This window comes from Bradyrhizobium ivorense, assembly GCF_900696085.1.
In the GTDB taxonomy this organism is placed as follows: domain Bacteria; phylum Pseudomonadota; class Alphaproteobacteria; order Rhizobiales; family Xanthobacteraceae; genus Bradyrhizobium; species Bradyrhizobium ivorense.
In genome coordinates this window covers 135,752-149,606 of the sequence record NZ_CAADFC020000032.1, presented here as the reverse complement: position 1 = coordinate 149,606, position 13,855 = coordinate 135,752, and the positions used below count along the sequence as shown (strand labels likewise).

The 13,855-nt window shown below is 66.5% G+C and carries 13 protein-coding genes; 6 read left to right on the top strand and 7 right to left on the bottom strand.

All coding sequences use genetic code 11. The features are described from left to right. Positions 1–254: 254 nt before the first annotated feature. Together CI41S_RS38060 and CI41S_RS38055 are read right to left on the bottom strand one after the other, a co-directional pair. Positions 255–791, bottom strand: a complete 537-nt coding sequence (locus CI41S_RS38060; protein WP_139485812.1) for a hypothetical protein — start codon at positions 789–791, stop codon at positions 255–257. A 102-nt stretch (positions 792–893) separates the two neighbouring features. Beyond that, entirely contained in the window at positions 894–2,441 is a 1,548-nt protein-coding gene (locus CI41S_RS38055; protein ID WP_139864157.1) for an acetolactate synthase large subunit, read from the bottom strand. A 225-nt stretch (positions 2,442–2,666) separates the two neighbouring features. Here CI41S_RS38055 and CI41S_RS38050 point away from each other — a divergent pair, with 225 nt between their 5' ends. Next, positions 2,667–3,236, top strand: a complete 570-nt coding sequence (locus CI41S_RS38050; RefSeq protein WP_371814834.1) for a L,D-transpeptidase — start codon at positions 2,667–2,669, stop codon at positions 3,234–3,236. 93 nt (positions 3,237–3,329) lie between these two features. Next, complete coding sequence (locus tag CI41S_RS38045; RefSeq protein WP_139864156.1) at positions 3,330–4,130, top strand: DUF2927 domain-containing protein; 801 nt, start codon at positions 3,330–3,332, stop codon at positions 4,128–4,130. A gap of 186 nt (positions 4,131–4,316) precedes the next feature. Here the strand turns inward: CI41S_RS38045 and CI41S_RS38035 are convergent, their stop codons facing one another. Further along, positions 4,317–5,135: an AraC family transcriptional regulator gene (locus CI41S_RS38035; RefSeq protein WP_139864154.1), complete on the bottom strand. Its 819-nt coding sequence runs from the start codon at positions 5,133–5,135 to the stop codon at positions 4,317–4,319. Between the two features lie 153 nt (positions 5,136–5,288). Here CI41S_RS38035 and CI41S_RS38030 point away from each other — a divergent pair, with 153 nt between their 5' ends. The 3 genes from CI41S_RS38030 to CI41S_RS38020 all read left to right on the top strand — a co-directional run bounded on the left by CI41S_RS38030 (position 5,289) and on the right by CI41S_RS38020 (position 8,311). Continuing rightward, positions 5,289–6,041, top strand: coding sequence for a siderophore-interacting protein (locus CI41S_RS38030; RefSeq protein WP_244626819.1), 753 nt, complete (start codon positions 5,289–5,291; stop codon positions 6,039–6,041). A 162-nt stretch (positions 6,042–6,203) separates the two neighbouring features. Next, complete coding sequence (locus CI41S_RS38025) at positions 6,204–7,226, top strand: MerR family transcriptional regulator (protein WP_139864153.1); 1,023 nt, start codon at positions 6,204–6,206, stop codon at positions 7,224–7,226. Positions 7,227–7,315: 89 nt separating this feature from the next. Then, positions 7,316–8,311, top strand: coding sequence for a LysR family transcriptional regulator (locus CI41S_RS38020; protein WP_139864152.1), 996 nt, complete (start codon positions 7,316–7,318; stop codon positions 8,309–8,311). Between the two features lie 200 nt (positions 8,312–8,511). Here the strand turns inward: CI41S_RS38020 and CI41S_RS38015 are convergent, their stop codons facing one another. Continuing rightward, on the bottom strand, positions 8,512–9,501 hold the full coding sequence (locus tag CI41S_RS38015; RefSeq protein WP_139864151.1) for an alpha/beta fold hydrolase: 990 nt from the start codon (positions 9,499–9,501) through the stop codon (positions 8,512–8,514). Between the two features lie 271 nt (positions 9,502–9,772). On the opposite strand from CI41S_RS38015, the gene CI41S_RS38010 reads away from it, so the two are divergent. Further along, positions 9,773–10,918 carry an ABC transporter substrate-binding protein gene (locus CI41S_RS38010; RefSeq protein ID WP_139864150.1) on the top strand — a complete coding sequence of 382 codons (1,146 nt, stop codon included), beginning with the start codon at positions 9,773–9,775 and terminating at the stop codon, positions 10,916–10,918. 367 nt (positions 10,919–11,285) lie between these two features. Here CI41S_RS38010 and CI41S_RS38005 read toward each other — a convergent pair whose 3' ends face one another. From CI41S_RS38005 to CI41S_RS37995, 3 genes are read right to left on the bottom strand one after another with little or no spacing between them, the layout of a single operon-like run. Beyond that, entirely contained in the window at positions 11,286–11,531 is a 246-nt protein-coding gene (locus CI41S_RS38005) for a hypothetical protein (protein ID WP_139864149.1), read from the bottom strand. A gap of 37 nt (positions 11,532–11,568) precedes the next feature. After that, positions 11,569–12,678 carry a M48 family metallopeptidase gene (locus CI41S_RS38000; RefSeq protein ID WP_139864148.1) on the bottom strand — a complete coding sequence of 370 codons (1,110 nt, stop codon included), beginning with the start codon at positions 12,676–12,678 and terminating at the stop codon, positions 11,569–11,571. A gap of 4 nt (positions 12,679–12,682) precedes the next feature. Then, positions 12,683–13,822, bottom strand: coding sequence for a DUF898 family protein (locus CI41S_RS37995; protein ID WP_139864234.1), 1,140 nt, complete (start codon positions 13,820–13,822; stop codon positions 12,683–12,685). Positions 13,823–13,855: the final 33 nt, after the last annotated feature.

Sequence of the window (13,855 nt, the reverse complement as noted above, 5' to 3'; positions counted from 1 at the left end):
CCTTACGGGCGGCCTTTTCACTGTGCGGATTGCGATCGAGCGACGGCTCGGATCGGCGAATTGAAGTGCGGCAGGGGGAGCGAATGAAGTTACAGAACCGGCAATCCGCACCGCCATCGGATCGTACTGAAAAACGACCGCCAGCCCCAGAAATTGCTCCACCTGCCGCAACTCTGTTCTGACGCGACAGCACCAGCCGCGCATGATCCAAACGGGCTATCACAGCAAAACACCGTAATGATCCGGCAATACGCTTAATGCTGCGCGCCGTGGTCACGCCTCGCCGCAAGCGAGTTCGCACGCAGTTGCTCGGCAAACCACAGCGATACCACGCGCTCGTTCACGCCACCGACATAGACCTCGGAAGAGCTCACGCCGTCACGCGCGAGCGTCAGCAGCAGGCCGGTCGCATAGGCGAACCAGACATTTGGATCGGTCAAAGCCTGCAGCTTGTGCTGATCGTGCTCGATCGGCTGGTGATTGCTGTCCTTGCGCAGCTCGATCGCGAGCAGATTGTTGGGAATGTCGCGCTGATGCACGACAATGTCCGGATAAATCGACTTGCCGAGATGGTCGTCGGTCGAGACGATCGAGCCGCGCGGCAGCCGCAGCGTGCGTTCGCCGAGCCGATCGTAGTTGCAATCGACCTGCCAGCCGGAAAATTGCCGCTCGACGTAAACCGCAAGGCGGTGAGTGAGTGTCCGCTCGCCGAGATCGCGCTCCAGCAGGAAATGCTCCTGCGCGTAAAACTCGGCGAGCGCGGCGATCACCTTGTTCAGCTCGGTCTGCATGACGCCTCCGACCAAACCAGACCGCCGCCGCGGCCGATTTCATTGCGCATCCGTTCGAAAACCGGTCTCCATTCTTTCGGATCGTGCGCTGGATGAGAAGCCCTACATCTGCACTTCGATCAGCCGCGGCCCCGGTTCCGCGACGGCGTCCGCCAGCGCCTTGTTGAACTCGTCGGCGGTGGTGACCGCAACGCCCGGCACGCCCATGCCCCTGGCGAGATCGACGAAGCCGAGCGTCGGCCGGTCGATCTTGAGCATGTCCTGTGCCCGCTTGCCCGGCTCGCCGGCGCCGACGCCGTCGAACTCGCCGCGCAGGATTTGATAGATGCGGTTGGCGAACACGATGGTGACGACGTTGAGGCCCTCGCGCGCCTGCGTCCACAGCGACTGGATGGTGTACATCGCGCTGCCGTCGCCGACCATGCAGATCACCTTGCGGTCCGGACAGGCCACCGCCGCGCCGGTCGCGACCGGCGTCGAGAAGCCGATCGAGCCGCCCATGTTCTGCAGCCAGTCGTGCGGCCTGGCGGCCGCGGTCGGCGGGAAGAAGCCGCGTCCGGTGGTGACGGATTCATCGACCATGATGGCGTTGTCGGGGATCGCACAGGCGATCGCCTGGGCGATCGTGGTGTGATTGAGCGCGCCGGTCGGCTTGACCAGTTCCTGCAATGCCTGCGGCTTGACGTCGGCCGCGGTGGCATGCAGCGCCGTCGCGAGCGCCTCGAGCGCGGCGACCGAGTTCTCGCCCCACGACGTCATGCGATGCACCTCGCAGCCCTCGGGCTTCAACATGCTCGGCTTGTTCGGGTAGGCGAAGAACGCCACGGGATCGTTGGCCTCGACCAGCACGATGTGGCGAAACTTCTGCAGGATCGGCAGCGCCTGTTCGATCACATAGGGGATCCGATTGATCGAGAAGCGGCCGCGGCCGCGCGCCATGCGCGGATGATAGGTCTGGCCCATTACGGTGCAGCCGGTCTTGCCGGCGATGCGCTCGGCCAGCGCCAGCCCCTGCGCGGTCAACGCACTGCCGGTGACGAGCAGCAGCGTCTGCGCGGCATCGCCGTGCAGGACCCGCGCGGCGGTCTCGACCGCCTGCGGCGAATAGCTCGGGCGCTGGGTGTCGGCCGGTACCTCGGCGACGCTGTCGGCCTCGTTCCATGCGGTATCGGCGGGCAGGATCAGGGTTGCGATCTGCGGCGGCGCGCTCTTGGCGGCGGCGATCGCGGCGGCGCCGTCGGATGCCACCGACTTCGCATCCGGCGAGGTGCGCACCCAGGACGACATCGGCCGCGCCAGGCCCTCGATGTCCGAGGTCAGCGGCGCGTTGTAGCCGATGTGATAGGTCGCGTGCTGGCCGACGATGTTGACGATGCCGGAATGCGCCTTCTTGGCGTTGTGCAGATTGGCAAGGCCGTTGGCGAGCCCGGGCCCGAGATGCAGCAGTGTCGAGGCCGGCGTGCCCTTCATGCGGAAATAGCCGTCGGCAGCCCCCGTCACCACGCCCTCGAACAGGCCGAGCACGCAGCGCATGCCGGGCACCTTGTCGAGCGCGGCGACGAAATGCATCTCCGAGGTGCCCGGATTGGTGAAGCAGACGTCGACGCCGCCCGCAACCAATGTCCGCACCAGGCTTTCCGCACCGTTCATGGCCTCGCTCCCGCTTCGAGATGTTCTTCTGACCGGTCCAGATCAACCATTGTTCATTCGCTTCGTCAAAGGTTTGGCCGGGCAATGCAGCCATCGCTTCCGATGTGTTGCCTTTTTAAACCGTGTTGCCGGAAAGTAGTGCGGCTCACGGCTTCGTCGCTTGCGCGAGGCCGTCGATTATGGCCTTTCTGGCCTGATATTTGATTGTTCGCGAGGACGATGACGATGCGCCCGATTGCCCTGATGTTTGCCGCGCTCACGGTGCTGGCAGGCACCGGCCAGGCTCTGGCCGAGAGTACCGATTTCCGCGACTTCTTCGGTGGCGGTTCGACCTATTACGGCAGCGGGGCAAGTTCGATCCCGCGCACCACCGTCAACTATCCGACCAATTACGCGCCCGGCACCATCGTGGTGAATACCGCCGAGCGCCGGCTCTATCTGGTGCTGCCGGGCGGCGAGGCGCTGCGCTACGGCATCGGCGTCGGCCGCGACGGTTTCCGCTGGAGCGGAACCCACCGCATCAGCGCGAAGAAGGAATGGCCGTCGTGGACGCCGCCGTCGCAGATGCTGCGCCGCCGCCCCGATCTGCCGCGCCACATGAACGGCGGCGTCGAGAACCCGCTCGGCGCGCGGGCGATGTATCTCGGCTCGACGCTGTACCGTATCCACGGCTCGAACGAGCCGGAGACGATCGGCCAGGCGGTCTCCTCGGGCTGCTTCCGCATGACCAATGACGACGTCGTCGACCTCTACAATCGGGTCTCGGTCGGCACCACCGTGGTGGTGAAGAACTGATCGCGTCGAGTTCAAAGGAACCCGGCACGGCCATGCGGCATGACCGCTGATCGCGCCTTGCGCTGCCGCACGCGTTGCGGCAGCGTCGTCAGAATGCGCCAATCCCGCCCTTCGATCCTGCTCCTCGTCGCCGCTTCGCTCGCGGCACTGTGCACTGATGCCATCGTGCCGGCGGCCGCCGGCGAGGTGCCAGCCGTTGTCGCACGCCAGCGCAACGAGAAGAAGGTGTTCACCGACACCGAGATCGTCGAAGGATTCCTGAAGACCGCGTTCGGCGCCGAATATCACCTCGCCGGCCGGGTCGATCGCATCAGAAAATACGACAGCCCGGTGCGGGTGTTCGCCGACGGCAGCTTCGCCAACCGCAAGGCCCAACTCGCCAAGGTGGTCGCCGATATCCGCGCCAAGGTCCAGCATCTCGACATCGCGATGACCGAGGACAGCGAGGCCGCCAACGTCGTGGTCAAGCTGGTGCGCGACCGTGACCTCTACCGCACCATCACGACCTTCTACGGCCGCGAGCGCGCCAAGGAGATCCGCTCCTCGCTCGACCCGCAGTGCCTGTCCGGCTTCCGCAAGAACGAGAACTACGAGATCGAGCATTCCGACGTGATCCTCACCGTCGACAATGGCGACTTCGTCTTCCTCGACTGCGCCTATGAGGAGCTGCTGCAGTCGCTCGGCCCGATCAACGACACCGCGACGGTGCCGTGGACCATGTTCAACGACAGCGTCTCGATGGGCTATTTCGACGTCTACGACCAATACCTGCTCAACCTGCTCTACGACCCCCGCATCAAGCCCGGCATGACCGTGCAGGAGGTCCGCGCCCTGCTCCCCGACGTGCTCACCGACGTGCGTGCCTGGGTGAAGAAGGTGAACCATCTGGAGTGAGGAGTTTGTTGGACGTCGTCGCTTGCCAAACAACGCGGTGTCATCACCCGCGTAGGCGGGTGATCCAGTATTCCAGAGGCTGCGGTAATTGAGCCGATGGGCCGCGGCGTACTGGATCGCCCGGTCGAGCCGGGCGATGACAGCGTGGGTTGGAGACGCAGCTTCGCATTCATTCACCACCACGACCTACGCCCGCGGAGGTGCGGACACCAACCCCTGCCGCTCGGCCATGTAGCGGCCGGGCGAGGTGCCGAGCGCCTTCCTGAACATGGTGACAAAACTGCCGGCGTTTTCGTAGCCGAGGTCGATCGCGACCTGCTGCACGGTGGCGCCGTCGGCGAGCCAGCGCAGCGCGAGCATGATGTCGAGCTGCTGGCGCCAGCGACCGAAGGTCATGCCGGTTTGCTGCACGATCATGCGCGCCAGCGTCCGCTCGCTCATGCCGGCGCGGCGGGCCCAGATCTCCATCGTGCCGTGATCACGCGGATTGTCCATCATCATGCCGGCGATCTTGCGCAGGCGGCTATCGGCCGGCATCGGCAGATGCAACTCGCCGACGCTTGCGGCGGCGACCTCGTCGAGCAGCAGCGTGACGAGATGGCTTTCCGGGCCGCCCTCGGGATAGACGAGCGGAAAGCTCGCCGAGCGGATCATCAGCTCGCGCAGCAGCGGCGTCACCGAGATCGTGCAGCAGTTCGCCGGCAGGTTCGGCGCCACCGCCGGCTCGATGAAGGCATTGTATCCCTCCAGCGAGCCGGCCGCCCTGACGCTGTGCGTCACGCCGCCGGGGATCCAGATTGCGCATCGCGGCGGCACGATCCACAGCCCGCCTGCGAGCTCGCAGGTCAGGACGCCGCGCATCAGCAGAATGAGCTGCGCCTTGCGGTGCCGGTGAAAGTCGAGCTCGATCTCGCCCGTGACCACCGTCGCGCCGATCGTCACCACCGGCGCCGCCAGCGTGTCCGGATCGGTGAACGGCTTGTTGAAGTCCGTGATCATCGGCATGGCGGGCTCGGCCAAGTTTAGAGAGGTTCAATCGCGCTGGCAGGATATCGCAATATTCTGTCAGAACTTCCCAATGGCGCCAATGCCATCGCGGCTTACCTACCGGTGAGATCTCAAGCCGTCGCCCTCGCCCACGCGAAGAGGAGCCCTGCCTTGTCGCTCACCGAATCCACCGACCATCAGCCGCGCCCGCAACCGCAGGACGGCAAACTGACGCGTCTGTTGAAGCGCTGGTTTCTGCGCCCGGGACGCGTGTCCTTCATCCACACCTTCTCGCGGCACTTCCGCCTGATCGAGTTCGAGGGCGATGCGCTGAAAGCCGCCGCCTGGATACCGGGCCAGCAGATCCAGCTCGGCATCGGCGCCGGCATGACCAACCGCACCTACACGCCGATCTCGTGGAATGTGCAGGACGGCACGACACGGATCCTGGTCTATCTGCACGGCGATGCGCCGGGCAGCCGATGGATGCGCGCGCTGCGGCCGCAGCAGGCGTTCGATTTCCTCGGCCCGCGCCATTCGATCGACCTGTCCGACATCCCAGAACCCTGCGTGCTGTTCGGCGACGAAACCTGCTTCGGCCTTGCCAAGGCGTTGCAGGACACGCTCGGTGGTCGGCGCACGAGATTCATCTTTGAGGTGAGCGATCTTGCCGAGTCGCGCCTGGTGCTGCAGATCGTCGAACTGGGCGAGGCCGTGCTGATCGAACGCACCGCCGGCGATGCCCACCTCGCCGACATCGAATCCCACCTGCGGCCGCTCGCCTCCGATGGCGCGCAGTACATTCTGGCCGGCAAGGCGACATCGATCCAGCGCGCCCGGCAGGCGCTGAAGGCAAAAGGCGTCGCATCGTCACGCATCCGGGCCAAGGCCTACTGGGCGCCGGGCAAGAGCGGGCTGGATTAGGGCAGCCTCTCGGCATTCGTCATTCCGGGGCTCGCGAAGCGAGAGCCCAGAATGACGAGGGGAAAGTGAGGTGAGCACACTCTCAGCCTCCCCCTCCCCCGCTTGACCTTGCCCCTGCGGCCGCCTGCATAAGGGATGCGGTCACGAGGCGAGGTGATTCGAATGAAGACTGCAGTCCGTTTCCTGTCTCCGTCCGAAGCTGCGCGACAGCTCGGCATCTCGGCGAAGGCGCTGCGGCTCTATGAGGAGCGCGGCCTGATCGCGCCGCGGCGCACGCCGGCGGGGTGGCGCGCCTATGGTCCACCCGAAATTGCGCGCTGTGCCGAGATCGTCGCGCTGCGCAAGCTCGGCCTCAGCCTCAATGAGGTAGCGCGGATCCTCGACGGCGACGCCGCCGTGCTCGCGCGCGTGCTGGCGGCGCATGAGGCCGCGCTCGCGGCGCGTATCCGCCAGTCCGGCGACAGCATTTCAAAACTGCGGCGGCTGCGCGCCGAGCTCGGGAGCGGAAAGGTGCCGGCGGCGCGCGATGTCATCGGCGCGGTGCGGCCGCAACTCGGCGTCGCGTTCGATCTGCCCTGGCCCTGGGGCGGCGAGCGCTTCGAGCTGCGCGAGATCAGGGCGCTGACCTACATCGTCGGCCCGCTCGGCAGTGGCAAGACACGGTTCGCGCAGCGGCTCGCCGACGCGCTGCCGGACGCCGTCTTCATCGGGCTGGAGCGCGCGGCGGACGACGGGGCGGAGCTGCGCACGCGCCTCGATGCCGATCCGGCGCTGAAGGCAAGGGTCGACGCCGGCCTTGCCGCGCTCACCACCGACGGCGGCGCGGCGTCGCCCGCATTGACCGCGCTGCTCGCGGCGCTCGAGGCCGACAGCCCTGCGGTCGCCGTGATCGACATGCTGGAACAGGGGCTCGATGCGGCGACCCAGGAAGCCCTGATCGCGCATCTGCGCCGCCGCGCGCCGCCGGCACGGCCGCTGTTCTTCCTTACCCGCTCCAGCGCGATCCTGGACCTCGATGCCGTCGGCAGCGACGAGGCGATCATCCTTTGCCCGGCCAATCACAGCCCGCCGGTTGCCGTCACGTCGGTTCCCGGCGCGCCCGGCTATGAGGCGGTCGCGACCTGCCTGGCCTCGCCCGAGGTTCGCGCCCGCACCTCTGGCGTGATCGCGTGGCGGCCGGCCTGACAGCCCGAGGTTGCAGCCGCGCGGCGGCGTGACCTCTACGCACGGTTCCGGTCGGATATACCGGCGAAACTGTGCTATAAGCGCCGCAAATGAGCGAGCTCCCCCGCACCCAGGCCTTGCGCTGCTTCATCACCGTCGCCCGCGAAGGCACGGTGTCACGGGCGGCAACGGTGCTGGGGCTGACCCAGCCGGCGGTCAGCCTGCAACTGAAGGCGCTGGAGGAAAGCACCGGGCTGCAGCTGTTCAACCGCACGCCGAACGGCTTTGCGCTGACCGAAGCCGGCGCCGCGCTGCTGCCGCTGGCCCACAAGGCGGTGGCGGCGGCGTCCGATTTCAGGACCACCGCGGAGCAGCTGAAGGAAGCGCAGCGCGGCACGTTGCGCGTCGGCACTATCCTCGATCCCGAATTCACCAGGCTCGGACCGTTCGTGCGCAGCCTCGCCACCTCGCCGCAACGCACCGAGGTGTTCTTGCGCCACGGCGTCAGCGACGACGTGCTGGCGCAGATCGGCCGCGGCGAGCTCGATGTCGGCTACTATGTCGATGCCACGCCGGCGGACCAGCTTGCCCATCACAGCTTTGCCGAGCGCAGCATCGGCGATGGCCGCTACCAGCTGGCGCCGCTGCTCTGCTACGACTACCGCGTCATCGCGCCGATCGGCTGGAGCGACCGGGTGATGGGCAAGGGCTGGGCCGAGCTCGCCGACCTGCCCTGGATCGCGACCCCGACGCATTCCGGCCATCGGCGGCTGCTCGACGACATCTTCGCGCCGCTCGGGGCGTTGCCGAAACGCGTCGCCTATACCGATCAGGAAGAGTCGATGGTCGACTTCGTCGAGTCCGGCATCTGCCTCAGCTTGGCGCGCGACAACGTGCTGGCGCCGCGGCTGTCGCGGCCGCATCATTTCGTGGTCGCCGACAAGGTGAAGGTCACCTGCGACCTCTCCTTCGCCTGCCTCGTCGCGCGCCGCCACGAAACCGCGATCGCACAGGCCTTCGCGGCGGTGCGGGCGGCGTGGGGCTTCAAGCCCGCGGTGACCGGCGCCGGACCGACGCGCACACGGAAGGTAGCGAAGAACGTCTGATGCGCGTGCCCGGCGCCCCCGTAAGAACGGGGAGAGGGAGAATAACGGCGCCTTGCCGCAAGCAGCGCGGTTCGCCGGGACGACTTAGTGAGCCAAACATCGTCACATCCTGGACTGCGGGTCCGGCGCAGTCGTGAGGCTCAACCGCGGCCCAGATGGCCGGTGATATCGCGGTCCTGTCAAGTGACGGCTGCTGCCGTTCAGTCGAGGCTGTGCAGAAACGCGATGACCGCGCGGCTGACCTCGGCGGGACGTTCCTGCTGGGTCCAGTGGCCGCAGCCCGGCAGCATCTGGACGTCGCGCAGTTGCGGCACGAGCTGCTTCATGTTGGCAATCTGCTCGGCGGCGCCGGGAAATGCCACCACCATGTCGTGGTCGCCCGCGATGTACAGCGCCGGCACCGTGACCTTGACGCCGTCGAAGGCCGCCGTCAGCTCCCAATTGCGATCGATGTTGCGGTAGTAGTTGAGCGGACCGCGAAAGCCGCTGCGGGCGAATTCGCCGGCATAGACCTCGAGCTCGGCGTCGCTGAGCCATGACGGCAATGGCGGGGCGCTCGGCGGCAGCCAGCCGCCGCTGCGCGGCACCATGCCGACGCCGGCCGGTCGGCCACTGGCGGCCCCCATCGCACGGATCGCGGCGACGCCTTCGCCGGATCCTCCGTACAGCATCGCCCCCAGGGTCAATCGGGGGTCCTTCTCGAACTCAGCCTCGGCGACGCCGGGCTCCTGGAAATAGAGCTGATAGAACTGCGCGTCGGCGGTCTGCGGCATCAGGCTGGTCGGGCGCGCCGGGCTGCGCGGCCGGTACGGCACGCTGAGATTGACCATCGCGCGAAAACGATCCGGACGCAGGCGCGCGGCCTGCCAGACCACACCTGCGCCCCAGTCATGGCCGACCAGGACGGCGGTGGAAGCCTCGAGCCCATCCAATAGCCCGACGAGATCACCGACGAGATGGAGGATCGTGTACTGGTCGATCGCCTCTGGCTTGTCGCTCTTGCCGTAGCCGCGCATATCGGGGGCGACCGCATGGAAGCCGGCGGCGGCCAGCGCCTCGATCTGGTGACGCCAGGAGTAGCTGCTTTCCGGAAAGCCGTGACAGAGCACGACCAGCGGGCCCTCGCCCTGCTCGACGATATTGAGGTTGATGCCGTTGCTCTTGATGATCCGCTCGGCCGGTTTGCCCATGGTCGCCTCCGCAGGATTTTGCGCGTCGCGCGCGTGCGGAACGCGACATCGCCCGCAAGAGACTAGCGCGAACTGGCCGCGCTGTCAGGTCGCATGCGTGCACGGTGTCGCTTGGTAAGCCGATACTTGTCAAACCAGCGTCACATCGCCTCCCGATGTCCCCAATCCGTGGGACAGACGGCATCAGCCAAATCAATATAATGCGCAGCTGACGACCCGTCGGCTATCATCGGCCGCACACGACACAAAAGACTGCCGGGGAGGAATTGCAATGAAGCTGGCCATGGCCGGACTTATCTTCGCGAGCGCGGTGCTCGCCGCGTCCAGCGCGCATGCCGACATCAAGGTCGGCGTCGTGGTGTCCGGCTCCGGACCGGGCTCGGCGCTCGGCCAGCCGCAGATGCGCGCGATCGCCGCGCTGCCCAAGGAAATCGGCGGCGAGAAGGTCACCTACATTGCGCTCGACGACGAATCCGATCCGACCAAGGGCACGCAGAACGCGCGCCGCCTGGTGATCCAGGACGGCGTCGACATCCTGATCGGCTCCTCGCTGACGCCGGTGACGATGCCGATGCTCGACGTCGCCTATGAGGCCAAGACGCCGATCATCTCGCTCGCGGCGGCCACCGCGATCGTGCAGCCGATCGACGACAAGCGACGCTGGGCGTTCAAGGTGGTGCCGAACGACGACCTGATGGCGTCGGCGATCCTGAAATACATCGCCAAGTCCGGCATCAAGACGCTGGGCTATATCGGCGTCTCCGACGGCTATGGCGAGGGCTACTACAAGGAGGTCTCAAAACTCGCGCCCGGGCTCGGCATCACCGTGACCACCCACGAGGTCTATGCGCGCGCCGACACCAGCGCGATGGGCCAGGCGCTGAAGGTGATCGCCACCAATCCGGAGGCGGTGTTCATCGCCTCCGCCGGCACGCCGGCGGTGCTGCCGCAGGAGGCGCTGCGCGAGCGCGGCTACCAGGGCAAGATTTTCCAGACCCACGGCATCGCCTCCGAGGAATTCATCAAGCTCGGCGGCGCCAATGTCGAGGGCGCGATCTTCACCGGCGAGGCCTTCACCATCGCCGACGATCTGGCGGAGAACGATCCGTTCCGGCAGGCGCGCGATGAACTGGTGTCGGCCTATGAGAAGGTCAATGGCGCGAAGCCGAACATTTTTGCCGCGCATCTGTGGGACGCGGTGACCTTGTTCAGGCGGGCGGTGCCGAACGCGCTGAAGGTGGCAAAACCCGGCACGGCGGAATTCCGCGCCGCGCTGCGCGACGAACTGGAGCGCGGCAAGGACATCTATCTGAACAACGGCCTGTCGACGATGAGCCCGACCGACCACAACGGCTATGACGAGCGCTCCGCGTTCCTGATCAAGGTGGAGAAGGGCAAGTTCCGCCTGCTGAAATAGCGCGCGTCGCCAATATGGCGAAAACAACCCCATGCAAAGTAGCCGGCGGCTGCCGGCGCTTTGGCGAGGCCGCTGTGGCGAGGCCGCTTGACACGTCGGGCAAGTCAGGGTTACTCTTCCAATATTCCGAAATCGCGCCCCTCACCCACCCGATAGCGGGCTCTAATTAAGTTGAATCGGTTTGACCGCGGATTCGGTCCACCTCTCCCCGACGGGGAGAGGTCGATTTGCGCAGCAAATCGGGTGAGGGGCTGCGGCTCCAACGAGAGACCGTAACCCCTCACCCGGCGCTGCGCGCCGACCTCTCCCAAGGGAGAGGTAAATCCTCCGCCGCCGCTCCAACTCAGCCCAATCTCATCGCCCTAAATTAGTCGCCGCCCCAGCGCCAGCGCGGCGGCTCGCCCTTCCACCAGCAGATACCGGTGAACAGGACGGTCAGTAACACCGCATAGCCAATGAAGCCGGCCGGCGAATGCCGCAGCATCGTCGCGGCCCCGACGACGAGCAAAATCGAAAAGCCCGCGATGACGGCCCAGCCCTGCCAGCAGACCGGAGGCCCCCAGCCCCAGCCGTATCGCTTGGCCGGAAACCAGTAATTGCTGTCACGCGGCATCGGCGCGCTCCCGTGCGGCGACCTCGAACGCTTTGCCTCACCCCTTGCCGCAGATGCCCTTCAGCGCCTGCCATTCGGCCGCCGACAGCAGCGGCGGGCCATTCAGCGTGGCACCGGCGTCGGCCTTGCTCATGCGCGCGAGGCGGTCCTCGGTCAGCGGATGGCTGGAGACGATCGACAGCCCCTTGCCGGCTTCCTTGCCGGTGACGCGGAACATCAGTTCGCCCATCGGCTTGGCCGGACGGCCGAGCCTGTGCATGGTCTCGATCGCAAAACTGTCGGCATTGGTTTCGGCGTCGCGCGAATAGGACGACGTCACCAGCGAGCGCGAGGCGAAGATCAGCGCGCCGGAGCCGGTGATGTCGCCGAACAACAGCCCGATCAGGAACGAGGTGCCGCCATTGTGGATCAATTCACGCATGCTGTCGCGGTGGCGAAGATGGCCGAGCTCGTGCGCCAGAATGCCCGCGACCTCGTCGGGGCTTTCGGCCTTGGCCAGCAATCCATCGAACAGATAGACCTTGCCGCCGGGCAGCGCGAAGGCGTTTGCGACGGACGTTTCCAGCACGCCCGACTGCAGCGAATTGTCGAGCCCGGCGGACTGCCGCAGCGCGCCGACCAGTTTTTCGAACGCGGCCTGGCCGGCGGCATTGTCGCACGGCTTGCCGTCGAACACGACTTTGACCTGCGCCTCGGCGACGTCGCCGAGCCGCCGCTCAAAACTGTCGGGCACCAGCGGCGTCAGGCGGTCGGCGGCGAGCGGCACGCCGAACAGCACCACCAGCACGATCGACACCGCCGCCGCCAGCGACCAGCCGACGATCGCGGCGACGCCCTTGCGGTTCGGCAGATTGTCGTCGAGCTGCCGGCAAAGCGTGACCAGCTTGGCGGCGAGCGTCTCGTCGCGGATCTCGAGCCGCGCCAGCGCCGGCGCGGTCATGCAGCTCAGCCGCAGCAGGCCGGACGGGCTGTCGGCGCGTCGGATGTCGGCATAGGCCCAGCGCGCCACGACTTCGCCATCCTCCCGGATCTCCAGCGCATCGGACAGTTTTGGCGCGACCGCGCGCCGCCGGTTCGAGGTGCCGTCGAAATAGACCGACGTGGCGCCCGCGGGCGCGGCGTTGGCGGCATCGTCATCCGGCGTCATGGCGCTAGAAGCCTCCGACGTCGAGGCCGTCGGCAAAGCCTTCGCCGAGCGCATTGGCGAGCTCGCCGCGCGCGCTGACGCTCGCCGCGGCCTCGAGATTGTGCACGATGGTCGTCGACAGCACGCGGACCCAGAAGTCGCGCATCAGATAGATCCGCATCACCACGTTCATCGCGAGCGCAAAGGCGAGATAACCGATGCCGAGCAGCACCAGGAGCGGAATGCTCTTGGCGAACGCGTCGGTCTTGAAGAAGTCTTCGATCGACGAGCCGTCGATGCTCGCGACCAGCACGGTGCAGAGCGCAACGTAGGCCGCGAACACCGTGCCGAGCAGGACGGCCCAGCCGATCACCTTCCAGTAGAGCCCGATCAGCGCGCTGCGCCGCATGGTGGATTCCAGCCTGACCTCGCCGAAGCGGATGCCCGACAGCCACCAGCGCCACTCGATCGCCTTGAAGCCGGCATAGACGAACGGAATGAAGATCGTGCTGTACAGCGCGAGCGGCGTCAGCAGCCACAGCCACCAGCCGCGCTTGAAGAACTCCCAGCCGCGGCCCTCGAAGGAGCCTTGCAGATCGCCGTAATAGGAATGCCGCATCTTGTAGCGCTCGAGCGCCGCCTCGCGCCACGGCAGCGCCAAGCCGAGCGTGACGACGACGAGCAGGCCCCACAGCGAGGCCTTAAGCGAATAGATCCAGCCCGAGCCGCTCATCCAGAAGCGCACCCCGCGCCACACCGTGCGCGTCAGGCGGTAGCGCCGCGCGCGATAGATCGCGAACTGGCCGAACATGTAGAAGAACGCGACCAGCGGCAGCGAGGCGAACGCTTTGAGGTGCTCCGCCTCGATGCCGATCAGGAAGTAGCCGAGATAGATCGGCACCAGGATCGCGATCGCGACCAGAAACCCGATCAACAGCTCCTTGCCGCGGCCGGTATATTCCGGCGCGTCGCCGCCAATCTGGGTGTTCGACCACAGGTGCCGGCGGATGTCGGTGGTGAGCCAGAACCGGTAGAAGCCGAGCGTGATCAGCTCGAGCCCGGCGCCGCGGGCAACCAAATGGAAGAATTCCTTGCGCTTCCCGGAAAACGCCACCGGCATCGGCGGCGGAACCGGCGGCTGTGGCAGCTGTGGCGGCCAGCTCATCTCGTTCACGGGATCAACTCCGAACGTGGCGGC